20 protein-coding genes and 2 pseudogenes are annotated in these 23,184 nt (G+C 56.2%); 7 read left to right on the top strand and 15 right to left on the bottom strand.

Features of this window, described 5'->3' with window-relative positions; translation table 11 throughout:
* Positions 1-3 precede the first annotated feature (3 nt).
* Positions 4-777 carry a hypothetical protein gene (locus tag ACYZTM_RS16845; RefSeq protein WP_131061291.1) on the top strand — a complete coding sequence of 258 codons (774 nt, stop codon included), beginning with the start codon at positions 4-6 and terminating at the stop codon, positions 775-777.
* Positions 774-1,643, top strand: coding sequence for a DUF6282 family protein (locus ACYZTM_RS16840; RefSeq protein ID WP_131061292.1), 870 nt, complete (start codon positions 774-776; stop codon positions 1,641-1,643). Before ACYZTM_RS16845 ends, ACYZTM_RS16840 begins: the two co-directional genes overlap by 4 nt.
* 43 nt (positions 1,644-1,686) lie before the next feature.
* Here ACYZTM_RS16840 and ACYZTM_RS16835 read toward each other — a convergent pair whose 3' ends face one another.
* The 4 genes from ACYZTM_RS16835 to ACYZTM_RS16820 all read right to left on the bottom strand — a co-directional run bounded on the left by ACYZTM_RS16835 (position 1,687) and on the right by ACYZTM_RS16820 (position 6,668).
* Complete coding sequence (locus ACYZTM_RS16835; RefSeq protein ID WP_131061293.1) at positions 1,687-2,877, bottom strand: LLM class flavin-dependent oxidoreductase; 1,191 nt, start codon at positions 2,875-2,877, stop codon at positions 1,687-1,689.
* A 17-nt stretch (positions 2,878-2,894) separates the two neighbouring features.
* Positions 2,895-4,058, bottom strand: coding sequence for an MFS transporter (locus ACYZTM_RS16830; protein ID WP_461983573.1), 1,164 nt, complete (start codon positions 4,056-4,058; stop codon positions 2,895-2,897).
* Positions 4,059-4,125: 67 nt separating this feature from the next.
* Positions 4,126-5,100 (bottom strand): LLM class oxidoreductase, encoded by a 975-nt coding sequence (locus ACYZTM_RS16825; protein WP_461989149.1) that lies wholly within the window; start codon positions 5,098-5,100, stop codon positions 4,126-4,128.
* A gap of 8 nt (positions 5,101-5,108) precedes the next feature.
* The gene (locus tag ACYZTM_RS16820) at positions 5,109-6,668 is read right to left on the bottom strand and encodes an MFS transporter (RefSeq protein WP_131061296.1); all 1,560 of its coding nucleotides are present in this window, start codon (positions 6,666-6,668) and stop codon (positions 5,109-5,111) included.
* A gap of 158 nt (positions 6,669-6,826) precedes the next feature.
* On the opposite strand from ACYZTM_RS16820, the gene ACYZTM_RS16815 reads away from it, so the two are divergent.
* Positions 6,827-7,726: a LysR family transcriptional regulator gene (locus ACYZTM_RS16815; RefSeq protein ID WP_461983571.1), complete on the top strand. Its 900-nt coding sequence runs from the start codon at positions 6,827-6,829 to the stop codon at positions 7,724-7,726.
* 160 nt (positions 7,727-7,886) lie between these two features.
* Here ACYZTM_RS16815 and ACYZTM_RS16810 read toward each other — a convergent pair whose 3' ends face one another.
* The 3 genes and pseudogenes from ACYZTM_RS16810 to ACYZTM_RS16800 all read right to left on the bottom strand — a co-directional run bounded on the left by ACYZTM_RS16810 (position 7,887) and on the right by ACYZTM_RS16800 (position 9,514).
* Positions 7,887-8,597 carry an SDR family NAD(P)-dependent oxidoreductase gene (locus ACYZTM_RS16810; RefSeq protein WP_461983570.1) on the bottom strand — a complete coding sequence of 237 codons (711 nt, stop codon included), beginning with the start codon at positions 8,595-8,597 and terminating at the stop codon, positions 7,887-7,889.
* 43 nt (positions 8,598-8,640) lie between these two features.
* Positions 8,641-9,296, bottom strand: a pseudogene (locus ACYZTM_RS16805) (DsbA family oxidoreductase).
* Positions 9,293-9,514: a tautomerase family protein gene (locus ACYZTM_RS16800; protein WP_056745525.1), complete on the bottom strand. Its 222-nt coding sequence runs from the start codon at positions 9,512-9,514 to the stop codon at positions 9,293-9,295. The pseudogene ACYZTM_RS16805 and the gene ACYZTM_RS16800 overlap by 4 nt, the downstream one beginning before the upstream one ends.
* Positions 9,515-9,847: 333 nt before the next feature.
* Between ACYZTM_RS16800 and ACYZTM_RS16795 the strand changes: the two genes are divergently transcribed.
* From ACYZTM_RS16795 to ACYZTM_RS16785, 3 genes and pseudogenes are all read left to right on the top strand, one after another.
* Positions 9,848-11,005: an AAA family ATPase gene (locus ACYZTM_RS16795; protein WP_461983567.1), complete on the top strand. Its 1,158-nt coding sequence runs from the start codon at positions 9,848-9,850 to the stop codon at positions 11,003-11,005.
* A 228-nt stretch (positions 11,006-11,233) separates the two neighbouring features.
* A pseudogene (locus ACYZTM_RS16790) lies at positions 11,234-12,786 on the top strand (IS3 family transposase).
* 427 nt (positions 12,787-13,213) lie between these two features.
* The gene (locus ACYZTM_RS16785) at positions 13,214-14,140 is read left to right on the top strand and encodes a LysR family transcriptional regulator (RefSeq protein ID WP_109627420.1); all 927 of its coding nucleotides are present in this window, start codon (positions 13,214-13,216) and stop codon (positions 14,138-14,140) included.
* On the opposite strand, the gene ACYZTM_RS16780 is transcribed toward ACYZTM_RS16785, so the two are convergent.
* From ACYZTM_RS16780 to ACYZTM_RS16750, 7 genes are all read right to left on the bottom strand, one after another.
* A complete protein-coding gene (locus ACYZTM_RS16780) occupies positions 14,057-14,374 on the bottom strand; it encodes an AzlD domain-containing protein (RefSeq protein WP_094469616.1) in 318 nt (105 codons plus the stop codon). The two genes, ACYZTM_RS16785 and ACYZTM_RS16780, sit on opposite strands and share 84 nt — an antisense overlap.
* The gene (locus ACYZTM_RS16775) at positions 14,353-15,069 is read right to left on the bottom strand and encodes an AzlC family ABC transporter permease (RefSeq protein WP_131061304.1); all 717 of its coding nucleotides are present in this window, start codon (positions 15,067-15,069) and stop codon (positions 14,353-14,355) included. Before ACYZTM_RS16775 ends, ACYZTM_RS16780 begins: the two co-directional genes overlap by 22 nt.
* Positions 15,066-15,479 (bottom strand): GNAT family N-acetyltransferase, encoded by a 414-nt coding sequence (locus ACYZTM_RS16770; RefSeq protein ID WP_461989147.1) that lies wholly within the window; start codon positions 15,477-15,479, stop codon positions 15,066-15,068. Before ACYZTM_RS16770 ends, ACYZTM_RS16775 begins: the two co-directional genes overlap by 4 nt.
* A gap of 46 nt (positions 15,480-15,525) precedes the next feature.
* Positions 15,526-16,275: a 2OG-Fe dioxygenase family protein gene (locus ACYZTM_RS16765; protein WP_461983564.1), complete on the bottom strand. Its 750-nt coding sequence runs from the start codon at positions 16,273-16,275 to the stop codon at positions 15,526-15,528.
* A gap of 232 nt (positions 16,276-16,507) precedes the next feature.
* On the bottom strand, positions 16,508-17,794 hold the full coding sequence (locus ACYZTM_RS16760) for an OprD family porin (protein WP_131061306.1): 1,287 nt from the start codon (positions 17,792-17,794) through the stop codon (positions 16,508-16,510).
* A gap of 240 nt (positions 17,795-18,034) precedes the next feature.
* Positions 18,035-18,430, bottom strand: a complete 396-nt coding sequence (locus tag ACYZTM_RS16755) for a nuclear transport factor 2 family protein (protein ID WP_131061307.1) — start codon at positions 18,428-18,430, stop codon at positions 18,035-18,037.
* Positions 18,431-18,447: 17 nt separating this feature from the next.
* Positions 18,448-19,119, bottom strand: coding sequence for a DsbA family protein (locus ACYZTM_RS16750; RefSeq protein WP_461983561.1), 672 nt, complete (start codon positions 19,117-19,119; stop codon positions 18,448-18,450).
* Between the two features lie 252 nt (positions 19,120-19,371).
* Between ACYZTM_RS16750 and ACYZTM_RS16745 the strand changes: the two genes are divergently transcribed.
* The gene (locus ACYZTM_RS16745; RefSeq protein WP_461983559.1) at positions 19,372-21,462 is read left to right on the top strand and encodes a TonB-dependent receptor; all 2,091 of its coding nucleotides are present in this window, start codon (positions 19,372-19,374) and stop codon (positions 21,460-21,462) included.
* Between the two features lie 136 nt (positions 21,463-21,598).
* On the opposite strand, the gene ACYZTM_RS16740 is transcribed toward ACYZTM_RS16745, so the two are convergent.
* Complete coding sequence (locus ACYZTM_RS16740; protein ID WP_461983557.1) at positions 21,599-22,867, bottom strand: IS110 family RNA-guided transposase; 1,269 nt, start codon at positions 22,865-22,867, stop codon at positions 21,599-21,601.
* Positions 22,868-23,184: the final 317 nt, after the last annotated feature.

Genomic DNA, 23,184 nt, shown 5'->3' with positions numbered 1-23,184 from the left:
GCAATGAACCAGGACGTGCAATTCAAAGAGTATGGGGAAGGGAAATTGTCCGTTTTTGTTCTTTCCCCGGTCATGCCTGTGTGGGATGAAGGAGCATTTATCCAGCCCCTGATAGGCCACTTTCTCAGCGCAGGCTATCGGGTGGTGGTGTTTGATTCGCTCTCGATACCGGTTGTCGCAGGTGAGACTTTGAAAGCCTTTAGCGAGCGTTGGGCTGAGGTACTGCAACCTTGGGGCGTACCCAACGTACTTGTCGGCGTCGCGTTAGGCGGCGCGCTTGCCCTGGAACTGGTTAGCTCCTCTTCTCTTGCGTCCACGGCGGCTCTGCTGCTGCTCTCATCCCCGGCCAAAGCCAACGCGTTACTGGATGCCAGACTCGGGCGAATGGCAGAGCTTGCAAAGCTTGGCCAAGTTGAAGAAGCCAAGCGCCTATTGGATGCGCTCGTTTTACCCGAGGGCGGGGTTCCTCAGCAGACCGCAGAGAGTCAAAGTAACGTTCCCCTCGTGGTACAGGGGCAACGGCTAGTGCGTGGTTTTGGATTTTTGGCCGGTATCGATCTCAGTCACAGCCTGCAGAAATATCAAGGAAGGGTCCTGAGTATTTTTGGCGAGCGATCTCAACTTGTTACGCAGACGCACGCGATAGAAACCACCGGAAACAATCAACGCACACTCTGCATCAAGGGGGGAGGTATGCGACCTTTGGCTGACGACCTCGATTCGGTGCTGAGCGACGTCGACACTTTTCTAATACCCCTGTCGGAACGCGCGGCATGAACGATCTCAAAGGTAATAGCCACTCCCCAAGGTTTATAGACCTGCACTACCACGCGAATCCGGACGCGTTCATTCGCCGCCACGGAGCGATAGATGCCGGGAAGCTGTACGCAGCAGCAAAAGGCTGGGTCGTACTGAAAAATCACATGGGGTGCACTGCCGGGCAAGCCTGGGAGGCGCGCTCGCAGGGTTTTCCCGTCAGCGGCTCTTTGGTTTTGAACGAGATTGCAGGAGGTGTGGACTTCAGGGTCGTGGAGCGAAGCCTGTGTGTGCGCGGCGACGAACCGGGACGCTTCATTGTCCACTTTCCTACAGTGACAGGACGCAAGCACACCAGCACCCTCGCGCGTAATGTCAGCCATCCGCTCTTGCTAAGCAAACCGATCAAGCCCCTCCGCGTGACAACAGACGCAGGGCGACTAACGCCCCAGGCGTTGGATGTACTCAAGATGGCGTGTGACTACCCTCTTGTGATATCAACCGGCCACGCTGACGCGCGCGAGGTTCGTGCTTTAGTTGATGAATCCGTTCGGTTGGGCGTGCCACGTTTGATGCTCAACCAACCCGCTAATCCGCTGACTGATTTGAAGGCTGCCGAACTTTTAGAGATCGCCGCGGCCCCAAATGTGTATATCGAGCAGACAGCGCTGACCTATCTTTTAGGGTATCAACAAGAAGAGGATTTTCGCGAGGTGTTGTCGTCTGTCCCCAATGTTGTCTATAGCTCAGACTTGGGGCAAACGAGCCAGATGGACGTCAACGGCTGGCTCGAGCGAAGCCAACAGTGGTTTGATACGTTTGAACTCGATGTCTCTCGCCGCGCGGAAGTGACCCTTTCTAATCCGCAAAAGATGTTGGAAATCTAAGTTAGAGTTGGGCCCCTAGGCTAATTCGCCGGGGCCCCAACAGTTATGCCACTTCCACAGCCGCCCGCTCCTCTTTTGGCGCTGGTAGAGCATCTTTAAGGAATGGCTCGCGCAAACCTGCAGCCTCCATGAGTGGTTGAACGCCCGCCACGAAGTCCTTGATCCCTTGGTGGTAGTCCAACCATGTAAGCGCGATGCCGTCGATTCCCCAGTCTGAATATTTCCGGAAGAGCTCTACAATCTGTTCTGGCGTTCCTACCAACGGTACGCCAGCAAAGCCAGCCTTGAAGTGAAAACGGAACCGGACCGCATCTTCCGGCGTGAAGATTCCGGTCTGAATGCCCAGTTCGGTCGTGATGATGTCGCACCCTTCGTCGTCGCCCACTTGGTTTGCGTAATAATCAAGGTACGCTTCGGCTTCTTCCTGCGTGTCTTTCTGAACAACGTAGCCATAGCACCAAATTTTGAGGTCTCTGCCGAACTCGTTCTTGGCGAGATCCTTGTAGGAGGCGATCTGTTCACGCACAGCCGCTTCGCCATCCAAGTGCTTGATGATTAAGAACGCCGCATCACAATGCTCTGCACAGAACCGCTTCCCGCGAGGGGAGCCGCCAGCGTTGATAAGGTAAGGCTTGTTGATTGGCTGCGGTTGAGAGATCGCGTCGCAGATCGTGAAATACTCCCCTTTGAAGTTAAAAGGGGTCTGCTGCTGCCAGGCGTTTTGCGCGATGTGCAACCACTCCTCAGCGTAGTCATATCGCTTGTCGTGTTCCATCATCTCGCCGCTGAACATCCTCATCTCAGCGCCATACCAGCCACACAAAATGTTTAGACCGAAACGCCCGCCGCTGATGTGATCGATTGTAACCGCCTGTTTAGCGGCGAACAGAGGGTGCACAGTCGGCAAATGCGACGTCGTGAACACCGCGATTTGATCAGTCAGTGCAGCGATACCCGCCGCCCACGTGTAGGTCTCGTAACACACACCACCGGTGTTATTGGCGCCACCAAATCCCTTCCAACGGCCGACCGGGATGAACGCTTCAAAACCTGCCCGGTCCGCATCCTTCGCGATCTCCAGATTGCCTGCCCAGTCATCCCCTCGAATCCGCTCTGGCGCATTCGTCACCGTACAACCACCCTCCGTGTTAGTGGAAAAAACCCCTAATTGCATCTTGTTGCGGCTGACACGCATTGGATTAGGTTTAGCAGGGTTGGACTTTGTAGAGCGCATGATGACCTCCTAGGTCGTCAGTAGTAGTGAACTTCTTCCTTGTTTCTTGCGACGAACCAGGCTGCGAGTAGCGCACAGCTAGCGAGCAGACCTGCCAATGTGTAAGCACCGACGGCCAAGTTAGTTCGGTCGATCAAGAAACCAGTGGCTACAGGCAGTAGGCCAGCGGGCACATAGCCGCCCATGTTGAGCAATGCATTTGCCTGCGCCCGCTTGTTGTCCGATACCCTCAAGGCTATTAACGTCAGCCCCCCCAGTTGCCCCAATCCCTGACCGGCACCGGCCAGCAACGCGGCGATAATCAGAACCGCGGGAGAGGAGATCGCTATCGCAGTGGAGATACCCAGCATCGAGGCGAAGGTCGCGGCAGCACTGAAATAGAAAATGTGTTCAACGGTTCGCCGACGCAGCACAATCTGTACGGCGAAAGCCGAGATAAACATTAGAAACGCAGTGGCACCTGCCATCAGCGGAGTTTTAATGTGGAGCAGACTTGCCAGTAGAGACGGTCCCAACGACAAGACAAAGGAAGTAGCTGTGATTCCCGGACCGAACAGCGCGACACCTAGCAGTATGTGAAGGCGATGATGTCGCTCTACCGAAGGGAACCTCCATCTGGCGCTGCCTGTTCGTTGGGTGTCATTCGCTCCGTTTGGCATCGTCCAGGCGATCAGAAAAGCGAGTGCAAGTATCCCCAACTCCAGGGTAAACACTTTTTCGATCGGCCGGCTGGCAAACGTGGCGAGGCTTCCAGCCAGCAAAGGCCCGAGGCCTGCACCCAGCACCATCGACATTGAGGCCACTAACGAAGATAGTCTTCGCCTCTGCACACCCCCCTGATCAACAACACTTGCCATCCCCGCGGAGACGATAATCCCCACGGCAATGCCTGTCAGTAGGCGTGCGAAAAGCAAGCCTTCAACCGATTCGGCGGACCTGAACAGCAATGCAGCCGACATAGCGCAGACTAGACCGGGCAGCAGTACCACCCTGCGACCATAGCGATCAGATACTTGTCCAGCAATCAGCAAACTGAGCAACAGCCCCAAGATATAAGCCGCGAATATCAACGTGAGGGTTGACGATGCGAAACCGAGTTGCCCCTGCCACAAAACGTATAGCGGGGTCGCAGTATTGGACAAGATAAACACCGACACTACCATCCAACCAGCGAACCACATACGTATGGGGCTCCGGGGCAGGTCGGTACTTTGGTTCAACAAATCTTGAGCAGACGGAGCGTTTCGATCAGACAAGGCTCACTCCCTGTGCCGGAAAAAACGGCAGCACGTATTCTGCAAGTTCCTGCAATACTTCCCTTGCAGGCCGTCGTAATGGCTTCAGGTTCAATGCGACATGTGAAACACCTTGCGCTTGTTGTCGCTGCCACAAGTCAATGAGCGCATTGCGGCCGGTGCTTATCCCTCGTCCAACCTTCAAGGGGGCGTCGGGGTTTTCTTCCAGGTTGAAGAATGTCGCATAGCCGTAGGGTTTGAACGTGTCAGGCTCAGTACAGGACTGCCATTGCTCAATCAAGTTGGGCAGGCTGCCAAAGTCGCTTTGGTGCCAAAGCCATCCATCCATATGCGATGCCAACCACTTCATGTCTTGCCCGCAACGGCCAACAGCGAGCATTGGCATTTGCGTGGACCATGGCTTTGGAAGCAAATCCAGCGTCCCGTCGAGCCTGCCATAGTGACAAAACTCATATTTGGGAAAAGACTGTTGGGTAGCGATACGCAAAATTTCGCAACCTTCTCTGAATCGCTCCGCTCGGTTGTCGAAGTCCTGGCCGAATGCTGGATACTCGCTGGGCCGATCTCCCGTTGAGAGTCCGAGTAGAAAGCGGCCCTGCAGTAGCACATCAAGGGTTGCGGCTTGCTTGGCGACCATCAAGGGATCGCGTAGCGTCAGTACCACCCCGGCAGTACCGATACAGATTCTTTGAGTGACCGCCCCTAAGTGAGCTGCGTACACCAAGGGATCAAACATCTGGCCCGCGTCTCCAAACTCCGGATCCAGCAGAGGCACGTCGCGTAGCCAGATCGCTGAGAAACCAGCGACGTCAGCTTGTCGGGCCAGATCAACATGATCTTGCATAGTCGGAGCCATGAGGTTGGGATATCCCTCCAGCGGCGCGATTAGGCCAAACGTAAGATGGCCTGGTGCGAACACACGGGAAAACGCAGGGTGAGCCTCATTGGATTCGCCGCTCGTTCGTATCCGCCCGATCACTCGCGGTCACCCACGATCACGGGACGGACTGCTTCTACTGGTTGATGATCATGCGCGCTAACTCGACCGAGCGTTGCGAACACAGCAACTGCCGTGAGCACGCTGCCAGCACCCAAGATGAAAAGCAGATGACGAAACGCGTTCGCGTACTCGTGGCGCAAAAGCTCTGACTGCCCTGGCAGTTGATTGCCGGCATTCTGCAGATCGCCGAGCGCAGCCCGGCTGGATGCCTCCATTATCTGATGCGGTGCAAAATTCGTGGCGGCGTCGAATAACCCCCATTGAATGAAGGTCGCCAGCAACGCCCCGGCGACGGCGATGGCTATACCGTCGGCGGAAACGCGAACAGCGTTAAAAATCCCTGTGGCCATGCCAGCGCGTTCTTTTTCCACCACGCTAACGGCCATGCCATCCATCAAACCCCAAGGCAGGCCAATGCCGATGCCGATCAGCGCCATAGGCATTACCGCATTACTTACTCCGCTATCTAGCACGACGCCGAGCCAAAACAGCCCGACAGCCACCAACATCAGCCCGACCGCCGAGAGCATCCCTGAGGTGTAGTGTCGCGCGAGCTGAGCAGCCAGAAACGGCACGAGCAGCAACGGTGCGGCCAGCGCGATCATCATCTGTCCGGTCTGCAAAGCACTCAGCCCATCGACTCCGATGAATCGCGCCGGGAGCATGATGATGAGGACGACAAAAAAGAATGCAGGGCTCGCTGCAAGAATCTGCACACCTACAAACTTGGATTGCTTGAACAGCGACAGGTCAAGCATAGGACTACTGGTTCGGCGCTCTATCATCACGAAGATGATAAACAGCAGGATCGCGCCGGCCACACTCCCCAAAACGATTGGGCTGGCCCAACCGTCCTCAGGCGCGAGGAGAATGCCATAGGTGAACAAGGTCAGTGCGGCCGTGAAGCTGAGAGCACCAGGCCAGTCCATACCATTGTTAGCCGGGTCTTTAGAATCAGTCGCGCTCACGCAGACAAGTATGAAGCCCGCTACGCCTATCAATGCCGTAGCGTGGAACGTCCATTTCCAGCCTGCGGAGTCGACCAGTAGCCCCGCTGCCAATGGGCCGAAGGCTAATCCAATGCCGAAAGTCGTCCCAAGGAGACTGAAAACCTTGGTGCGCTCAGCACCGTGGAATACCTGAGCTAGAGACGACATGGCGCCAGCGAAAGCAGCTGCTCCGCCCAACCCCTGTACAAGCCTCAGGATATCGATCTGCAAGACAGTGGAAGAGAAGGGAATAGCGATGGTAGACAACACAAAGATGACTAGACCAATCAGCCATACCCGCTTGCGTCCATAGATATCCGTCAGACTCCCTGCCGCCATCATGGCGCTGCCATAAGTCAGGATATAGGCGTTGACAACCCAACTGAGCTCGACGGCAGATCCTCCCATGGCAGCGCTGATGGAAGAGAGGACAACTGCGGGCCCTGTGAAGCAAAGCGGGATGAGAACGCCTGTCAGGCAAGCTGCGAATAGCTGTATCCACTTCAATAACGGGGGAGCCGTCTGAACGCTGCGTGTTGAATTCATCTGAATGTTTCCCTGATTGGTGTGCGGAGGTGTTGGTCCTCGGCGCACGGTTGTCTGCGGTGATCGGCCCACCAAGAGGTTAGGGCTTGCGTCCGCAAACAAAAACAGGCCTATAATCCGAACATATCGGACATTGGTGTCCGTAGTGAGGACAGCCCTTGGAATCGCTTGGCAGCATTTCACTATTCGTATTGGTGGCTGAGACTCGAAGCTTTACAGAGGCAGGAAAACGACTAGGTATTTCATCCTCTGGCGTCGGCAAAAGTATTGGTCGGCTGGAGGACAAACTCGGTGTACGCCTATTCCAGCGCAACACCCGCAGTATTGCCCTGACGTTAGAAGGGTCACTGTTTCTCGAGCGGTGCCGACGGATACTGTCGGAGCTTGAAGCCGCAGAAATGGAGCTAAGCAATGCGCGTGAACAACCGAGGGGCAAATTGCGAATCAGCTTGCCTCTAGTCAGCGATCTTGTGATGCCAGCAATCATTCAATTCATGCGCACATACCCCGAAATAGAACTCGACATCGATTTTACTGATCGAATGGTCGACGTTATCGAGGAGGGCTTTGATGCTGTATTGCGGACAGGCGAGCCTAGTGACTCTCGGTTGATTTCTAAAAGACTGGGGGGGTTTCAGCTCCAGATTGTGGCGTCTGCGGACTATCTCGCACAGTACGGTGTACCCCAACGGCCAGCGGATCTTGCTACGCATTCATGTTTGTTACACAAGTTTCCTTCGACAGGGAAGATTGAACCGTGGCCGCTACGCGTTGAGACCGGAGAGCCGGATTTCGAGCTACCTCAGACCATGGTGTGCAACACGACTGAAGTGATTGTCGATGTGGCACGTTCAGGTTTGGGAATTGCTTGCCTACCTGACTTCATGACTTCCAAGTCCATCAAAAACGGCGAACTGGTTCGGGTGTTAGCAGACTATACGGTTCACACTGGGGTGTTCAGGCTTCTATGGCCATCGAGCAAACATCTTTCTCTAAGACTACGGGCCTTCATAGATTTTATGCACAGTCATCTATTCACTAGCGACCTGCATGGATAGCTCCTTTATCTGCTTGCCGACGCAGCTCACCTTCACCTTCATAAAATCATTAATGGCAAATCGTTAAATATCCATTCGACTCCTGATGCCGCACCATACAAAACAAAGCCCTCGGAGAAATACGAGGGCTTTGTTGTTTTTGGCGTTTGGAAAAGCGGTCTTAGTGCCCCGCGCTCTGCCCACCATCCACATGCAGAATCTCCCCAGTAACAAAGTTCGCGCTATCCAGATAAACAACAGCCTGCGCAATGTCACTGATCTCACCCATATGCCCAACCGGATGCAGATTCCCCAGCGCCTCATGAGTTTCTTCACCATGCATCGGCGTCTTGATGATGCCAGGTGAAACCGCGTTCACCCGAATCCCACGCTTGGCGTACTCAATAGCCAGGGACTTGGTCGCAGCGTTCAAACCACCCTTAGTCAGCGAAGCCAGCACCGACGGCACACCATCAATCGCGTGGTCGACCAGGCTGGTGGTAATGTTGACGACGTGGCCTTGGCCTTGTTTCTCCATCTCGGTGATCGCGAGTTGGGTGATGTAGAAGAAACCATTCAGGTTCACCGACAACACCGCCGCGTAGTCTTCAGGGGTGTAAGCGGTGAACGGCTTGGCAACGAAGATCCCGGCGTTGTTGACCAAGGTATCGATGCGGCCAAAACGTGCGATGGCTTCGCGGATCACTTGCTGGGCGACCGCCGGGTCGCCGATGTCACCCGCCACGGTGAGGATATCCGGGTCGGTGGACGGTTTGATCGAACGCGATGTGGCGACAACTTTGTAATCCAGATCACGGAACGCCTTGACCATGCCGGCGCCGAGGCCTTGGGATGCGCCGGTAATAACGATGACTTTTTTCGAATTGCTCATGATGAACCTCTACAAATAAATGATGGTTTGAAAAAGTAAGTAATCAGGCTTCGGCGGGGGCCTTGGCCATTTGTCTCAACATCTGTTCGTAGTACTCGACCGACTGCGAGCCGGACACCAGGTGTCGACCGTTATGCACCATGGCCGGGACCGAGTTGATGCCGTGCTGGCGGTAAAACGCTTCAAGCTCACGCACTTCTTCGGCAAACGCGCCGGACGCCAACACCTCTTGAGCAGCCGCCGCATCCAGTCCCGCTTCAGCCGCCAGACGAACCAGCGTCTCGCGATTACTCGGGTTCTCGCCGTCGGCGAAATAGGCGCGCAGCAGGATCTTCTTCAGTGCGACCTGCCGCCCTTCCTGCAACGCCCACAACAGCAGCCGATGCGCATCAAACGTGTTGTAGAAGTGAGTGCGCTTCTCCAGATCAAACTTGAAACCCAGGGCCGCGCCACGTTCGATTTGCATCGCTTTGCCGGCGGCGACGTCTTCGGCAGTCCTTCCATATTTGCGCATCAATGCTCGACCGCTTTTTCGCCGACTGCCGGCATGTCCGGGTTCAACTCGAAGGGCTTGTAGGTCAGCTCCACCGAAATCTCACCGGCCACGTTCTCTATCGCTTGCTCCAGCGCCGTCGCACCCAACGCACACCACGGGCACACCACGTCGGAGATGAAATCGATGGAGACGGACGCGGTCATGACTGGCCCTCCGCCTCAGCCAGTTGCTTTCGGTACTGGGTGGTGGTGATGCCGGCGTAGCCCCAGTTATCGGTGTCGACTTCTTCGATCACGATGTGGGTCAGGTGCGGATCCTTCTTCAGGACGCGTTCCAGGGTTTCAGTGATTTCGGCGATCACCTGAGCTTTCTGCTCAGAGGTAACGCCATCGCGGGTGATGCGTACGCTTACGAAAGGCATGAGGACTCTCCAGTGACCTTCCCTTCGGAATGAATGGGTAGGCGTTGGAGCTCAATGTATGGAGTTAGCTGGAGGGGATAAAGGTGGGGGCGGGAACATCATTAATTACGTAGTGTAATAGGTGCGCGATTTCACGCCTGCTAGGCGTCGAAACTCCCTTTTCAGCTCAATCATTCGTATGTCGTTGCCAAGCGACATGTCAGTCAGCATTCCTTCTTCGCTCAAAAAACCCTCAGAAACAGCGATCACACTGGCTTCAGGCTGTATTTGAACCTTTATGCTAAATTATGGCTGGCCAATAATTATGGCGTATCCATAAAAAGAGGTAATTGCATGAGCAGTATTTTTCAGCGCCCTGAATTGGCCGAAGAGATGGCGAACCAGCTTCTCAATCCAGGCGTTCTCGATGAAGGTTTGCGCTCAGGTCTGTTTTTATCCGGCCTGCGCAGGACTGGGAAAACGACATTCCTGAGGAGCGACCTGATCCCTGCGCTGAAAGATGCGGGGGCTCTGGTCATTTACGTCGACCTATGGAGTGACACGCTGGCCAATCCAGCGACACTGGTGCATGACGCCATCCGTAAAACCCTGCAGGAGCTCCAAACACCGGGCTCCGATTTGCTCGAAATGCTCAAGCGTGTCAGCGGTGCTGATGTAGGCGTTGCAGGATTCAAGTTTGGTTTCAAACTCGACAGCATCGGGAACTCAGGTGGGCCAACCCTGGCGCAGGCGCTGACAGAGGTTGTTGATCAAGCGAACACCAACTTGGTGCTGATCATCGACGAAGTGCAGCATGCCATTTCTTCCGACGATGGTAATCAGCTGCTTCTGGCACTCAAAGCTGCTCGTGATGCGATCAATCCTCGACCAGATACACCGGGTTACTTTCTATTTATTGGAACGGGATCGCACAGGGCGCAAGTCAGCGAACTCACGGCAAAGAGGAACCAAGCGTTTTCTGGTGCGACATCGACAGCGTATCCGGTACTGAAAGGGGATTACGTTGAATACTTGCTTAACCGGCTCGCTGCGACGGTGAAGAAAGAAAAGCTACCTTCACTCGAAGTCGCCATCGAAGCATTCAATACCTTGGGAAACCGGCCCGAGGAAATGCTCAAAGCGTTGCGACAACTCATGCAGCAAGAAGGTGACCCTGATCTTTTCCTACCGGTTATTGCCAGCACATTGCGCTCGGCGGCGGCCAGCATCGAACTTGAAAAAGTGGAGCTGTTAGGCAGCCTGGCTCAGGCTATTTTCAACAAAATCGCGTCTACGCAAGGCGATGCTCGGGGTATTTTCTCCATCGATGCTGCAGCTGAGTATTCGAAGACTGTGGGCCGGGAGGTGCGTGTAGAAGAGATTCAGCCGGTGGTGATTGCGCTGGTTTCTGAGAACATCATCATGCGGCGCGGGCATGGAATTTATGCGATTACGGACCAGTTTGTTCAGGAGATTTGGTTGGAAGAACGAGCGTTGATTGAAGCTAGCTAGCCGATTGGAGCGCCGATACCGTTGCTTGAAGACCAGGTGGTTTCACGCCCACGCCACCACCTAGCCACGATTGCGCATCCTTCCCCCTCAAGCCAACTTCAAACCGTCGCTGCCAATTCAGCGACCGGGCCTGAGAACTCGAATTCGATGTAGCCCCCGGTGTCAGGATAGTTGTCGCCTCTCCGAATTTTCCTGAAAAAGCATATCGGGGGCGGAAAGAGACTGGTCGTGCCGTACTATTCACCTGAACGCAAAGCCGCATTACTCAAGATGCTGCTTCCCCCGCTGAACCTGACGATGGCCGAGGTTTCCCGGCGTGAAGGGGTTAGCGAAATGTCTTTGTCCAACTGGCGCAAGAAGGTCAGTTCTGAAGGAAGCGCAGTGCCTGAAGACAAGCCACTCCCCGAGAACTGGTCTGCTGAAGCCCGGTTCGCTGTCGTCCTTGAAACCGCCGGTCTGTCGCAGCTCGAACTGGGTGAGTACTGCCGACGAAAAGGTCTGTACCCCGAACATGTCAGCGCCTGGCGCCAAGCCTGTATCACGGGGCAGCAGAGTGTTCAGAACCAACAAAAGGTCGACCGCGAACAGTCTCGCAAGGACAAGAAACGTATTCAGCAACTTGAGCGCGAACTGCTGCGTAAAGACAAGGCGCTGGCCGAGACCGCCGCGTTGTTGGTGCTGCGAAAAAAGCTCAACGATTACTGGGGGATCGACAACGAGGACACCTGACCTCTTTGCCGGAACGGCAGTTGTTGGTGGCTTGGTTGATCGAAGCCATCGTGGCCGGTGCTCGAAAAATCAGAGCGTGCCAGGAGGTGGGGCTGTCGCTCAGAACCTTGCAGCGATGGACGCAGAGTGAGGATGTTTAAGCCGATGCCCGCACAACCACCGTGCGGCCCACGCCACGTAATGCGTTGAGCGAGATCGAACGACAAGCGATCGTGACCCTGTGTAACAGCCCGGCGTATGCCCATTTGCCGCCGAGTCAGATCGTACCGAGGCTGGCTGACGAGGGGCGTTATCTGGCGTCGGAAGCGACGTTTTATCGCATCCTGCGTGCAGCCGGTCAGCAACATCATCGGGGCCGTAGCCAGCGACCCAGACGGCATGCGGCACCGACGACGCATGTCGCCAAAGCGCCCAATCAGGTGTGGTCGTGGGACATCACGTATTTGCCGTCGCCGATACGCGGCAAGTACTACTACCTGTATTTGATCGAAGATATTTACAGCCGCAAGGCCGTGGGCTGGGAAGTTTACGAAGAAGAAAGCGGCGAAAAAGCGGCTGCGCTGCTGCAACGCAGCGTGATCGGCGAGCAGTGTTTACACGAGCCGCTGGTGCTGCACTCGGACAATGGTGCGCCGATGAAATCGCTGACGCTGTTGAGCAAGATGTACGACCTGGGCATCACGCCGTCCCGTGGCCGACCGCGAGTGAGCAACGACAATCCGTACTCGGAGTCGCTGTTTAGAACGCTGAAATATTGCCCGCAATGGCCGCCGGAGGGTTTTGCCGGCTTGGACGCCGCACGCGCTTGGGTGAGAGATTTTATGCGTTGGTACAACAACGAGCACCGGCATAGCCGGATCCGCATCGTGACACCGGCTGAGCGGCATCGAGGGCTGGACCACCAGATCCTGGCGCGGCGGCATGAACTGTACCAGCGAGCGCGCAAGAAAAGCCCGGAACGTTGGTCAGGCCAGACGCGGAACTGGGAGCCGATAGGAGCGGTGATGCTGAATCCGGATCGGGAGCAGCAGGACGAGAAAAGAGCGGCATAGTTGAACGGTTGACGCGACAACTACCTTGAAAAATGCTGCCGCCGTTGAATTGGGGCACCGTCGAACTGACCCCAAACGCATAAAAACGATTTTACTTGCTCAAAAACGATCATAAATCTGGCTTTTTGCACAAAAACGTTTCGAAACCGGACAATCTCACTGAGCCCTCACAACTGAACCCCCGCAATGCCGTCCCTTCCAACCAAAAAAATGCCCAAACCTCTCGGTCCGAGCATTTTTTTGACCCTGATCACCCATTCCTCCCCAAAAACCTCGACTCTATGTAAGCCTCCAGCCATCGGACGCAGCATCATTTCGCTACTAAACTCGGGACAAGCGTGTTCATGTGCAGGATTATAGCCAGCACGTATCGCCCAACCGGCCAGGTACTCAACAATAGCCAGCCCACTTTAGAGGGCATTACCCAATGGATAGCAGAACCTTACGCAACCTGATGCGCATTGTGCAGACCGGCTCTTTGTCGGCGGCGGCAGAGCATTCCTGTTTAACGGTGCAGGCGTTGGCCGCGCAGTTGAACAAGGTCGAAGAGCAGTTCGGTTTTCGGTTGTTTCGTCGCTCCAACAAGGGGTTGACCCTGACCCCGCAAGGCACGGAACTCACGCCTTACATGGACAAGGTGTTGGTCGCCACGCGGCAACTGGAAGAAAAAGTGGCCGCGCTGAAGGTGCCTGGGCAGCGCACGCTCAAGGTGGCGCTGAACACGACGCTGTCGGCTGACTTCAACCGGCGAATGATCGGACGCCTGATTGAGGTGTTTCCCGACTATCAGCTGGAGTTCAGCTACGCCGAGTCGATGGAAAATCTCAGCAAGCTGAAGAATGAAGACTTCGACCTGGCGGTGCTGATCGGCCCGCAGAAGCCGGGGTTGCCCAGCATCATCCTGCCGGAGGTCCAGGTACAGGTGGTCGGTGCGCATTGCGGTCAGGAACATGATCCGCTGGTGTTGCTCGGCAACAAGTTTCAGGTGCGTCCGGCGGACGATTGTCCGTATTCCCACAGCTTCCTGCGCTTTCTCGACGCCGGTCTGGGCAACTACGAGTCGGGCAAGCGGATGGTGTATTCGTGCAGCGAAACCCTGACGTTGTCGTTGATCACGCAAATGGACGGCCTCGGCATGGTCTCGCGGGATGCCGCCCAGCGTAACGGCTTGACCATTTTCCCCGGTTTCGAGGATGCCCTCGAAGTGCGGTTGGCGATCAACAATCCGGAGTTGTCGGGTCAGGCCTTGCACGATGTGGTCGACCTCCCGCTACATGAACGAGCCGAGCGCAATGTACGCAGCCGTTCCCACCGCAACGGAGAGAAAGAGGTTTTTGCTGAAATACGCACATAACAACGTCGGAATCGCGGCGTAAAATTCCGGGCGATCGAGCTGCACGTGCTGATCCTTGATCAACAACGGCGTAAGGCTGATTGCAGCGACGATCGCCACCGGCAGGTATTCCAGCGCCCGGGCGACGAAGGGCGGCCAATGGTCAGTGTTCACTTGCAGCGGCAACGCGCGCGGCAGGAAGGTCACGGCCATCATCAGCGCGACGACCAGAATCAGGAACGTTTGGTCAGGCATACGCCCACCCCGCAGCCCACGAATGTGGCGATAAATACGTTGAAAGGCGAGCTGCCGACCAGGCTCAGCGCGCCCATGCAGGCGACGGCGGCCAGTGCGGCGATGAGCTTGTTACGTGTGTTGCACAGCGACACCAGCACGTAGAGCATCATCGCGGTCAGCGCGTAGTCGAGCTGATACTTGATCAAGTGCGCCGCGTACTGCGCACAAATCGCCCCCAGCAAACCGCCGAGCACCCACGAGGTGTGGCAATACAGATTGAAACCGATCAGGTAACGCACGTTGACGGGCGAGCCCTTGCCCAACTTGACGCTGTGAAAGGCGAACGACTCATCGGTCAGCCCGCCCGCGTAACACCAACGCTCAAACCGACTGAGCCCCATCGCCTGCAACGCTTTGGCCATATAGACCGACATCAGCATGTGCCGCGCATTGATCAGAAACGTGGTGAGGATGATGGTGGTCAGCGAAGCGCCGCTGGAAATCAGCGCCAGGGCGGCAAACTGTGAAGCGCCGGCATAGACGAACAGGCACATGGCGACCGGCAGCCACACGGGCAACCCGGCGTTCACCGCCATCAAACCGAACACAAACGACACCGTGAAGTAACCCGCAACTACCGGACTGGCCTCGGCGAAGGTGCGCGACGCGTGCGGTTCGACCATCAGCGGCTGGCTGCTGGAGGTCTCATTCATAGGTCCCTCTCAAATGTTCTTTCGCCGCGCGGTTCGCAAAAACCCTGGGCACTCCAAAAGCGTTGGCCGGCAAGGTTAGCATCGTCGACAAACAGGAACATCCGCAGCACGCCCACGCGTTTCATATCGGCCGACGCGGATTCAACCAGTCGTTGACCGACACCCTGGCTGCGATACAACGGGCTCACTGCCAAATGGTTGATCGTGCCGCGACTGCCGAGCATTCCGCCCAACACCGCGCCGACGATTTCGCCGCTGGCATCCAGTGCGATAAACGCGGTGGTGGTCTTCTGCACCAGCACACTGCGCAGGCATTTGGCGTCCTGCCATTCACAGAAAGACACTTCTTCGAATTGCCGAAAGAAGCGTTCCAGGCGCTGTGCATCCTTGGCCGTGGTGCGCCGCAGCATCACCGGTGCAGGGCACTCGGCGAGGCTGGCCACGGTGTTGTACTGTTCAGCGAACAATGTCGAAAGCGGTCCCGGGCCGCGAGAAAGAGATCGCCAGAATCTGCCGGTACGCCATGGCGTGAGAATGGGTATTGCGTGCCGGTGTCACGTAGTGACGCATGTCGCGATCGAGAAAGTAGGTGGTGTCGAGGATTTCCTCGTAGGTCGTCGATGCCACTTGCTCTTGATTTTGAGCTTCGTACAAACGGCTCTCCGCCCCCTCAACGTTATTGCGGCCCCAGAAGTGCACCCCACTGAACGGATAACCGTCGCAGTGAATACCTTCCGGGGTGATTTCCAGTTGTTTGCCGGGCTTGATCTCGATGCGGATCTGATGAATCTGGCATTGCCAGATTTCCTCGTGCAATTCGGTCGGCAGCACGTTTTTATACACTTCAAAATCGATGTCGATCAGGCTGCGCATCACTGGCGAATTGATGACCTCATCGGAAAAGTCCTGGAAGTGCCGCACAACCCCGCCCACATAACTGTTGTTGGCCTTGGACTGAACATAGGCGCGATGCGCCAGCTGCTTCAGGTCGCGGGTGACCGGGTTGTACTCAAAATCGCTGTAGCGACGGTACCGCATGCCCGCCTCGGCCTGACCGTAGTAACTGTCCGGCTCCATGCTTTCCCAGCTTTTAGTCAGTCGAACAAAATCGGCGAAATGACCGTAGAGATTGAAGTCAGCACCTTGGACGTTGGCGTATTTGTTACGCCGTAGCGATTCGCCCACTTCTCTGTTCAAAACGATCATTTTCAGAAATCTCCGTACATTTAGCAGCCTAATCTAGAGAGCGCAGGATTTACGTCCATGAGAAAGAATTTGAGGCATATCAAGCGCTGCTTGAAACGAAGCATGACGTTGCTTTAATTCGACTTTTTATGATCGAAAATGGCCGTTTCATGCTTTTTTCAATGATTGTCAGGCGAAAAAAAACCCCGAACCAGTCGGGGTTTTTATCGAGTGTTGAACACTCAATCGATCATCAGAAGATGTTGATCGGATAATCCACAAACACTCGCACTTCGTTACCGCTGACGTTGTACTCGCTGGATTTCTGCGAGACACGCAGGATCGAGCTGCGCAGTTTCACGCTCAGGTCTTTGGCCGGACCGCTTTGCACGACGTACTTGAACTGGTTGAAGATTTCGCGCTCGGTGCCGCCTTCGCTGGTGGACGTGGTGATGTTGTCACCGCGCACGTAGGCGAAGTTGTAGCTCAACCCTGGAATACCGAAGGTGCTGAAGTCCAGGCCGTAGCCCAACTGCCAGCTGCGTTCGTCTTCGGCGTTAAAGTCGGACCAGTAGGAGTTTGCCAGGTAGATGGTATTGCCACCGTCGCCGACACGACCTTGATCTTTCTGGTAACCGCCGTAGGCGTAGCCCAGGTTGCTGTCGCCGGTGCTGCGCTGGTGAGCGAGGGTGAACGAGTGCGGGCCGGTGGCGAAGGTCGCTGCCAGGCTCCAGATCTTGTTGTCGTCGCCGGTGAGACCGTTTTCGCGGACGTAGGAATCATCCAGCTTGGTGCGATAGCCGTTGAAGTCCAGGGTCAGGGACTGATCCTTGTCGATCGGGAACACGTAGTTGGCGTTCACGTATTGCTTCTTCAGCACGTCTTCGACGTCGGATGCGTAGACCGCAGCCTTGAATTGTTCGGTGAACTGGTAGCTACCACCCAACACGTTGATCGACTTCAGGCCACCACTGTCACGGCCTTCAGCGCTTTTGCGCGATTCGGCGGTGAAGCGACCGGCGTTCAGCTCCAGGCCTTTGATCTCCTTGGAGGTGATCAAGGTGCCGGTGTAGCTTTCTGGCAGCAGGCGCCCGTTGTCGTAGCTCAGAACCGGCAGGGCCGGCATCTGGTCACCGTAGGTCAGCGTGGTGCTGGAGAGACGGAATTTGACCGCTGCGCCGCCCTTGGACAGGTCGTCAGCCGCGTTGCCGCTGTCGCCCTTTTTAAAGAAGTCGATGCCTTGAGCGCCGGTGCGACCCTTGCCGCCATCCAGACGCAATGCATATAGACCGAAAGCATCCACCCCGACACCGACGGTGCCTTGGGTAAAGCCGGACGAGAACGTACCGATGGCCGCTTGGCCCCACTCGGCTTTGTCCGGGTTGCCATCTTTGTAATCACGATTGATGTAGGCGTTGCGCATCAGCACTTTGAGGCTGCTGTCTTCAACAAATCCCTTGGATTCGGCCTGGTCGTTAGCCATGGCCTGTGTAGCGCTCAACATCCCCAGAGCGATCAGGCTGATTCGCTTATTCAACATTTTGTTCTTTTCCTTATTACCGGTTGATACGCGCTGTGTCGAACGGCTGAAATGGCGCTATCGCACTCTTTTTTCACCCCAAAACAAAAAGGCCCGCCCACGAGAAAATCGTGGCGGGCCTTTTTATTATTTTGTGAGTCATGGCGGTTAGCCACAGGCGTTGGGCGAATGCTAGCCGCGCCCTTAACGACGTGTCAATTTCATGAATCGTCTATGAAAAGCTGACAATCGTCTAAGCAATTACTTGCCAGCGATCGCCAGTTGTACCGTATGGCTGTCGACGAACTGTTCGAAGTGCGTGACTTTGCCATCGGCCAGGGTCCACAAATGCGCAACGCGAGCGTTCATCGGAAGGCCGGTTGCCTTGTAGATTCCGCTGTAATTGCCGTACGCAAACACCTTGTCGCCCTGTGCTACGTAGTCCTCGATCTTCAACTGAAAATCGTCCCATTCAGTGGCCAGACGCTTGAACACGTTCTCGACGATGGCATCGAAACCGACGTAGGTGCCGGCGTAAGGAAAGCCTGCCGCCTCGGTCCAGCGGGCATCAGCGGCCAGGGCCGCAGCGGTGTTGCGTGCGTTTTCCTGGGCGTTGGCGCCTTCGTAGGTGCTTTTGATCAGGCTCAGATTGTCCATGGTGACTCCGGATGAATTCAAGGGGCACAGCCGTCGATGCCACAAGCTTGTACGGGGGCTGACGAGGTTTGTGCGGGAAGCGATTGGCATAACCATTGCGCGAACGCTTGAGGCTTGCCGAGCCAGGGTCCGATATCGACCAGGGTGAATTGGCCATCCTGTTCAAGGGCGAAGGTCGGAAAACCCTGTCCGCCGACCTTGGCCAAGAGTGCGCGGCTCTCTTTTATATGGCGATCGGTTTCGGCTTCTTTGAATGCCATCTGGAAGGCTTGAGATTCGAGGCCGATATCGTTGGCAAGCTCCAACAACACCGCTTCATCGGCGATGCGCCTACCTTCCACGTAATGAGCCGTCTGCAAACGCCCCAGCAACTCAAGTCCACGGCCCGCAATCTGTTCGGCTGCCAACACCGCAGCAATCGGCGGCGTGGAATCGAACACGGCAGTCTCATCGCGTAACAGACCTTCGAAATACGCTTCGCCAAATGGCTGGCCGGTGTACTCGGCGATACGTCGGTCGTGGGGCATCACGTAGTTGCGCAGTTTTGGGGAAACGGTTTGGCGGCTGGCGCCGCTCATCATCCCGCCACCGTGGGCGATTACCGCCAGCACGCCTTGGGCGGCTTGTACCAGCGGTTTGGCGCCGTAGCACCAGCCGCATAAAGGGTCGTAAATGTAGTGAAGGGTCATAGGAGACTCCGGCAACCATCAGGAAAACTCAGTGCCGGCAGACTAATCCTCGGACCGTTGCGGAAAAACGCTGAAATAGCTTTCAGACTGTTTCAGGAATCGGGCGAATGATCTCACCGAGATTCTGTAGAAATTTCGACACAACTCGAAACAATCAAACAACGGAACTTTTCAAGAATAATTAACTAAAGCAAATAACAAGCATTACCATTCGCGCCCTCGAATTCTTCCACCCTTTCGGATGCGCTTCAGATGCCTGCCCCCTTCCGCCTTACGCCCGTAACCCTTGGGCTTTCTGCCTTCCTGTCTGCCGGTTTCACCTGCGCCGCGACCACCGTTTTACCCGAAACCTCGATCAGTGCCGAAGCTGAAGCCGAAGACCCGCGTGTGAAGGAAACCAGCACCGCGACCCGCACCGCAACACCGGTACGCTACGTGCCTCAAGCCATCGATTCGATTAAAACCGCGAACGTCGTGGATTACGGCACCAATGATCTGGGCACTGCATTGAGCGGCATCCCCAACGTCAGCAGCGGCGCCGACACCCGTTTCGACAGCCTGCGCATCCGGGGTTTCGACGCCAGCAACGACTTCTATCTCGATGGCATTCGTGACGACAGCCAATACGTGCGCGACTTGCACAACATCGAGCGTATCGAAGTCCTCAAGGGCCCGGCCGCCGTGTTATACGGCCGTGGCAGCCAGGGCGGGATCGTCAACCGGGTCAGCAAACTGCCCGAGTTCGGCCGTCGTTCGACCGTCGAAGCCCAAGGCGGCAGCGATGATTTGCGCAGCCTTTATGCCGACCTCAGCACCGATCCGTCGGAGAACATCAGCCTGCGCTTGAACATGGGCAACATGGATCAGAACAGCTTCCGCGATGGCGTCAGCGGCAACCGCCAACTGTTCGCGCCGTCGATGAGCTGGCAACTGACGCCGGACCTGAACTGGCTGGTGCAGTACGAATACAGCCGCTACAACCGTACACCGGATCGCGGCATCCCTAGGGTCAACGGGCGCCCGGCAGACGTAGGACGCGATACGACCTACGGCAGCGAGCACGATTTCATCGACGACAAGTCGCAATCCCTGCGCTCCAAACTCAGCTATGAACTCAGCGACAACTGGCAGCTGCGCCACACCCTGGGCGTGTTCAAGCTCGACAGCGATTTCGACAACACTTACCTGACCGGTTACACCCCGGCCACCAAGGTCACGCGTCAGCACTGGCAGCAGGATCTGACCACCCGCAATGTCTATAACAACGTCGAACTGGAAGGGGGTTTCAATACCTTCGGCCTGGAGCATCGCCTGCTGACCGGCATCGAGACTGGCAGCCAGCGCCGCGATCCGACCTTGTACAACGCGGCCACTTCCGGACCGGGCAGCTCACCAGTGCCGGCGCTGGACTTGTACAACCCGAATCGCGATTTGCGCCATACCGGGCGCATGCAGGTGTCCAGCGACAACCACACCGAAGTCGAAAGCCGTGCGGTGTATGTACAGGATCAATTGCGCCTGAACGATCAATGGCAACTGCTGGCCGGTTTGCGCTACGACACCTTCGACATCGAATCGACCAACAAGCTGCGCAACATTTCCGAAGATCGTGACAGCCACAGCACCAGCCCGCGTGTAGGCCTGGTCTGGACGCCGCTGCAGAATCACTCCTTCTATGCGTCCTGGACCAAGACGTTCTCGCCAGTGGGTGGCGGTTTGATTGGCATCACGCCGGGCGTTGCCGGCAACAGCAACGATTTGAGCCCGGAGCTGACCAAGCAAAAGGAAATCGGCGTGAAGAGCGACTGGCTCGACGACCGTCTGAGCACCACCCTGGCGATCTACGAACTGGAACTCTACAACCGCCGCACCAGCGATCCGCTCAACCCGACCATCACGTTGCTCTCGGGCCTGCAACGTTCCCGTGGCATCGAGCTGACCGGCACCGGCAAAATCGCCGGTAACTGGTACGTGCGCGGCGGCGTGGGCGTACAGGACGCGACGGTCGAGAAGGACAACAACGGCTTTGAAGGCAAACGCATCAGCAACGTAGCCAAGCACAACGGCAGCCTGTTCCTGACTTGGAAACCGGAAATGGGCTGGTATGCGGAAACCGGGTTGACCCTGGTGGGCCAGCGTTATGCCGATAACCTCAACACCGTTGTGCTGCCGGGTTATGGCCGTTGGGATGCACTGGCCGGGTTCCGGCAGAAGGATTGGGACTTGCGCGCGGCACTGAACAACATCAGCGACAAGACCTATTACTCGTCGGCCACCAGCGCAGCACAGATTCAACCCGGCGAACCGCGCAGCCTGGTGGTGACTGGGACCTACAGCTTCTAATACCGTTTAACCGGTGTGGAGCACAAACAATGTGTCCACACCGATCACCTGTGGGAGCGGGCTTGCTCGCGAAAGCGGTAGTTCAGTCGACATCGATGCTGAATGATCCACCGCCTTCACGCCCTGAGCCTTTCCGTCAACGCGGTTTTGCTGTGTCCAGCTCGCTGGTCAACGGTGAGCCGTGCCGGAGCAAGGCCTGTAAATAAACCTTTTCGTCGTACACGGTACTGGTCTTCCAGCACCGATAAACGATCCGGATCCACTTGAACGCCAAGGCCCTGAGGGCCGCTTGGTAAGAGCTGCCTTTGGCCCTTTGCTGGCGATAATACGCCTCTGCCCACACCGATTGATTGATGCTGTGGGCAGCCCACTCAACAAAGGTCTGGCGCAAAAAAGTTGCGCATTGATAGCGCCAGTGGACGACTTTTTTCTTGCCACTGCGTTCGGTGACCGGGGCAATTCCGGCATATCGCTGCACCGCACTGGCATCCTTGAAGCGATCACGCTGCTCACCAAAGGCGACCATCAACCGTGGGGCAAGCTGCTGTCCCGCGCCGGGCAAGGCCTTGAAGAGTCGGTAGTCGGCCAGGGTGTTGGCAGTTTTTTCGATCTCCCGATCAAAGTCTTTGATCGCCGTGACAACCCCTTTCAGTTGCGAGACCAGGGCCACCACATACAGCGCTGAAGGACTGACCACGCCTGGATCTTCAGTCAACGGCATGGCTTTGGCGATCAACGCCAAACGCTGCTGATTGAGCTCAGCATGGCGAACATTGTGCGCGTGAAGGAACTTCAAAACGCTGGCCGGCCGAGCGTGCTTAAGCACTTCAAAGGTCGACCAGCGCGCCAAAAAATCACAGAAAACCAGCGTGTCATGGTCATGAAACAGCTCAAGAGCCAACGGATAATACTGTTTGAGCATGCAGACCAGACGGTTGCTGAGCTTGACCCGGTCATCGACCAGCCCGCGCCGATGTTCGGTCAGGCTGGCGAGCGAACGCATGGCGGAGCTTTGCTGGACCAGTTGAGGAAACCGTTCGGGGTGATTCAGCAACAGCTCAAGCGCCCATTGAGCATCCGTTGGATCATCCTTGGCGCCACTGGGGACGAAGGTTTTACGGTGCCGGGCCAAGGTGCTCGGATTGATCGGAAAGATACAAAAAAACTCATATTTTTGCAGAGCCGCTATCAGTGGGCCTTTGTTCAACTCCACGGCGATCGCGATAGGGCCACCGTAACGTTGATGCAGCGACTTGGCCCAGCGATCAATCGACTCGGGCTTGTGGTCGATGACCTCGAAACTGCGCTGAGCCTCTCCAGCTATCTGCAAACAGATGTCGTGCTTGGCGTCTGCCCAATCAATTCCGATATAAGCAGTGAAACTCTGAGACAGGAGCGTTTGCATGGAACACCTCAACAGGCGCTAAAGTACATGCAGGGACATGCATGCTTGCGTCCAGCGAAGGCGATATAGAGAGCCGTGTCGGGCTTTCCCTGAGAATTCGTTAGAGGGCGCAAGCGCACCTGTGGACTCGAAGGTGAAGGCGTAATCATCGAGTGCTGCGCGAGCATATTCGTAGCCCACAGGTGCATGTTCCTTCCTCGCCGACAACTGACTTCCAGCGATATCAGTATGGAAGAGAAAGGAACGGACTACCTATATCGCGAGCAAGCCCGCTCCCACAGGGTTCAATCGTGATGATGAGCCCGTATTCCACACAA

Source organism: Pseudomonas sp. MDT2-39-1 (assembly GCF_054898085.1).
This window is presented reverse-complemented; position numbering and strand designations above follow the sequence as displayed.

Excerpts from the sequence above, each read along its gene's own strand:
- ACYZTM_RS16845 (WP_131061291.1), top strand. The coding sequence starts at position 4 with ATGAACCAGGACGTGCAATTCAAAGAGTATGGGGAAGGGAAATTGTCC.
- ACYZTM_RS16840 (WP_131061292.1), top strand. The coding sequence starts at position 774 with ATGAACGATCTCAAAGGTAATAGCCACTCCCCAAGGTTTATAGACCTG.
- ACYZTM_RS16835 (WP_131061293.1), bottom strand. The coding sequence starts at position 2,877 with ATGCGCTCTACAAAGTCCAACCCTGCTAAACCTAATCCAATGCGTGTC.
- ACYZTM_RS16830 (WP_461983573.1), bottom strand. The coding sequence starts at position 4,058 with ATGTGGTTCGCTGGTTGGATGGTAGTGTCGGTGTTTATCTTGTCCAAT.
- ACYZTM_RS16820 (WP_131061296.1), bottom strand. The coding sequence starts at position 6,668 with ATGAATTCAACACGCAGCGTTCAGACGGCTCCCCCGTTATTGAAGTGG.
- ACYZTM_RS16810 (WP_461983570.1), bottom strand. The coding sequence starts at position 8,597 with ATGAGCAATTCGAAAAAAGTCATCGTTATTACCGGCGCATCCCAAGGC.
- ACYZTM_RS16800 (WP_056745525.1), bottom strand. The coding sequence starts at position 9,514 with ATGCCTTTCGTAAGCGTACGCATCACCCGCGATGGCGTTACCTCTGAG.
- ACYZTM_RS16795 (WP_461983567.1), top strand. The coding sequence starts at position 9,848 with ATGAGCAGTATTTTTCAGCGCCCTGAATTGGCCGAAGAGATGGCGAAC.
- ACYZTM_RS16785 (WP_109627420.1), top strand. The coding sequence starts at position 13,214 with ATGGATAGCAGAACCTTACGCAACCTGATGCGCATTGTGCAGACCGGC.
- ACYZTM_RS16780 (WP_094469616.1), bottom strand. The coding sequence starts at position 14,374 with ATGCCTGACCAAACGTTCCTGATTCTGGTCGTCGCGCTGATGATGGCC.
- ACYZTM_RS16775 (WP_131061304.1), bottom strand. The coding sequence starts at position 15,069 with ATGAATGAGACCTCCAGCAGCCAGCCGCTGATGGTCGAACCGCACGCG.
- ACYZTM_RS16770 (WP_461989147.1), bottom strand. The coding sequence starts at position 15,479 with ATGCTGCGGCGCACCACGGCCAAGGATGCACAGCGCCTGGAACGCTTC.
- ACYZTM_RS16765 (WP_461983564.1), bottom strand. The coding sequence starts at position 16,275 with ATGATCGTTTTGAACAGAGAAGTGGGCGAATCGCTACGGCGTAACAAA.
- ACYZTM_RS16760 (WP_131061306.1), bottom strand. The coding sequence starts at position 17,794 with ATGTTGAATAAGCGAATCAGCCTGATCGCTCTGGGGATGTTGAGCGCT.
- ACYZTM_RS16755 (WP_131061307.1), bottom strand. The coding sequence starts at position 18,430 with ATGGACAATCTGAGCCTGATCAAAAGCACCTACGAAGGCGCCAACGCC.
- ACYZTM_RS16750 (WP_461983561.1), bottom strand. The coding sequence starts at position 19,119 with ATGACCCTTCACTACATTTACGACCCTTTATGCGGCTGGTGCTACGGC.
- ACYZTM_RS16745 (WP_461983559.1), top strand. The coding sequence starts at position 19,372 with ATGCCTGCCCCCTTCCGCCTTACGCCCGTAACCCTTGGGCTTTCTGCC.
- ACYZTM_RS16740 (WP_461983557.1), bottom strand. The coding sequence starts at position 22,867 with ATGCAAACGCTCCTGTCTCAGAGTTTCACTGCTTATATCGGAATTGAT.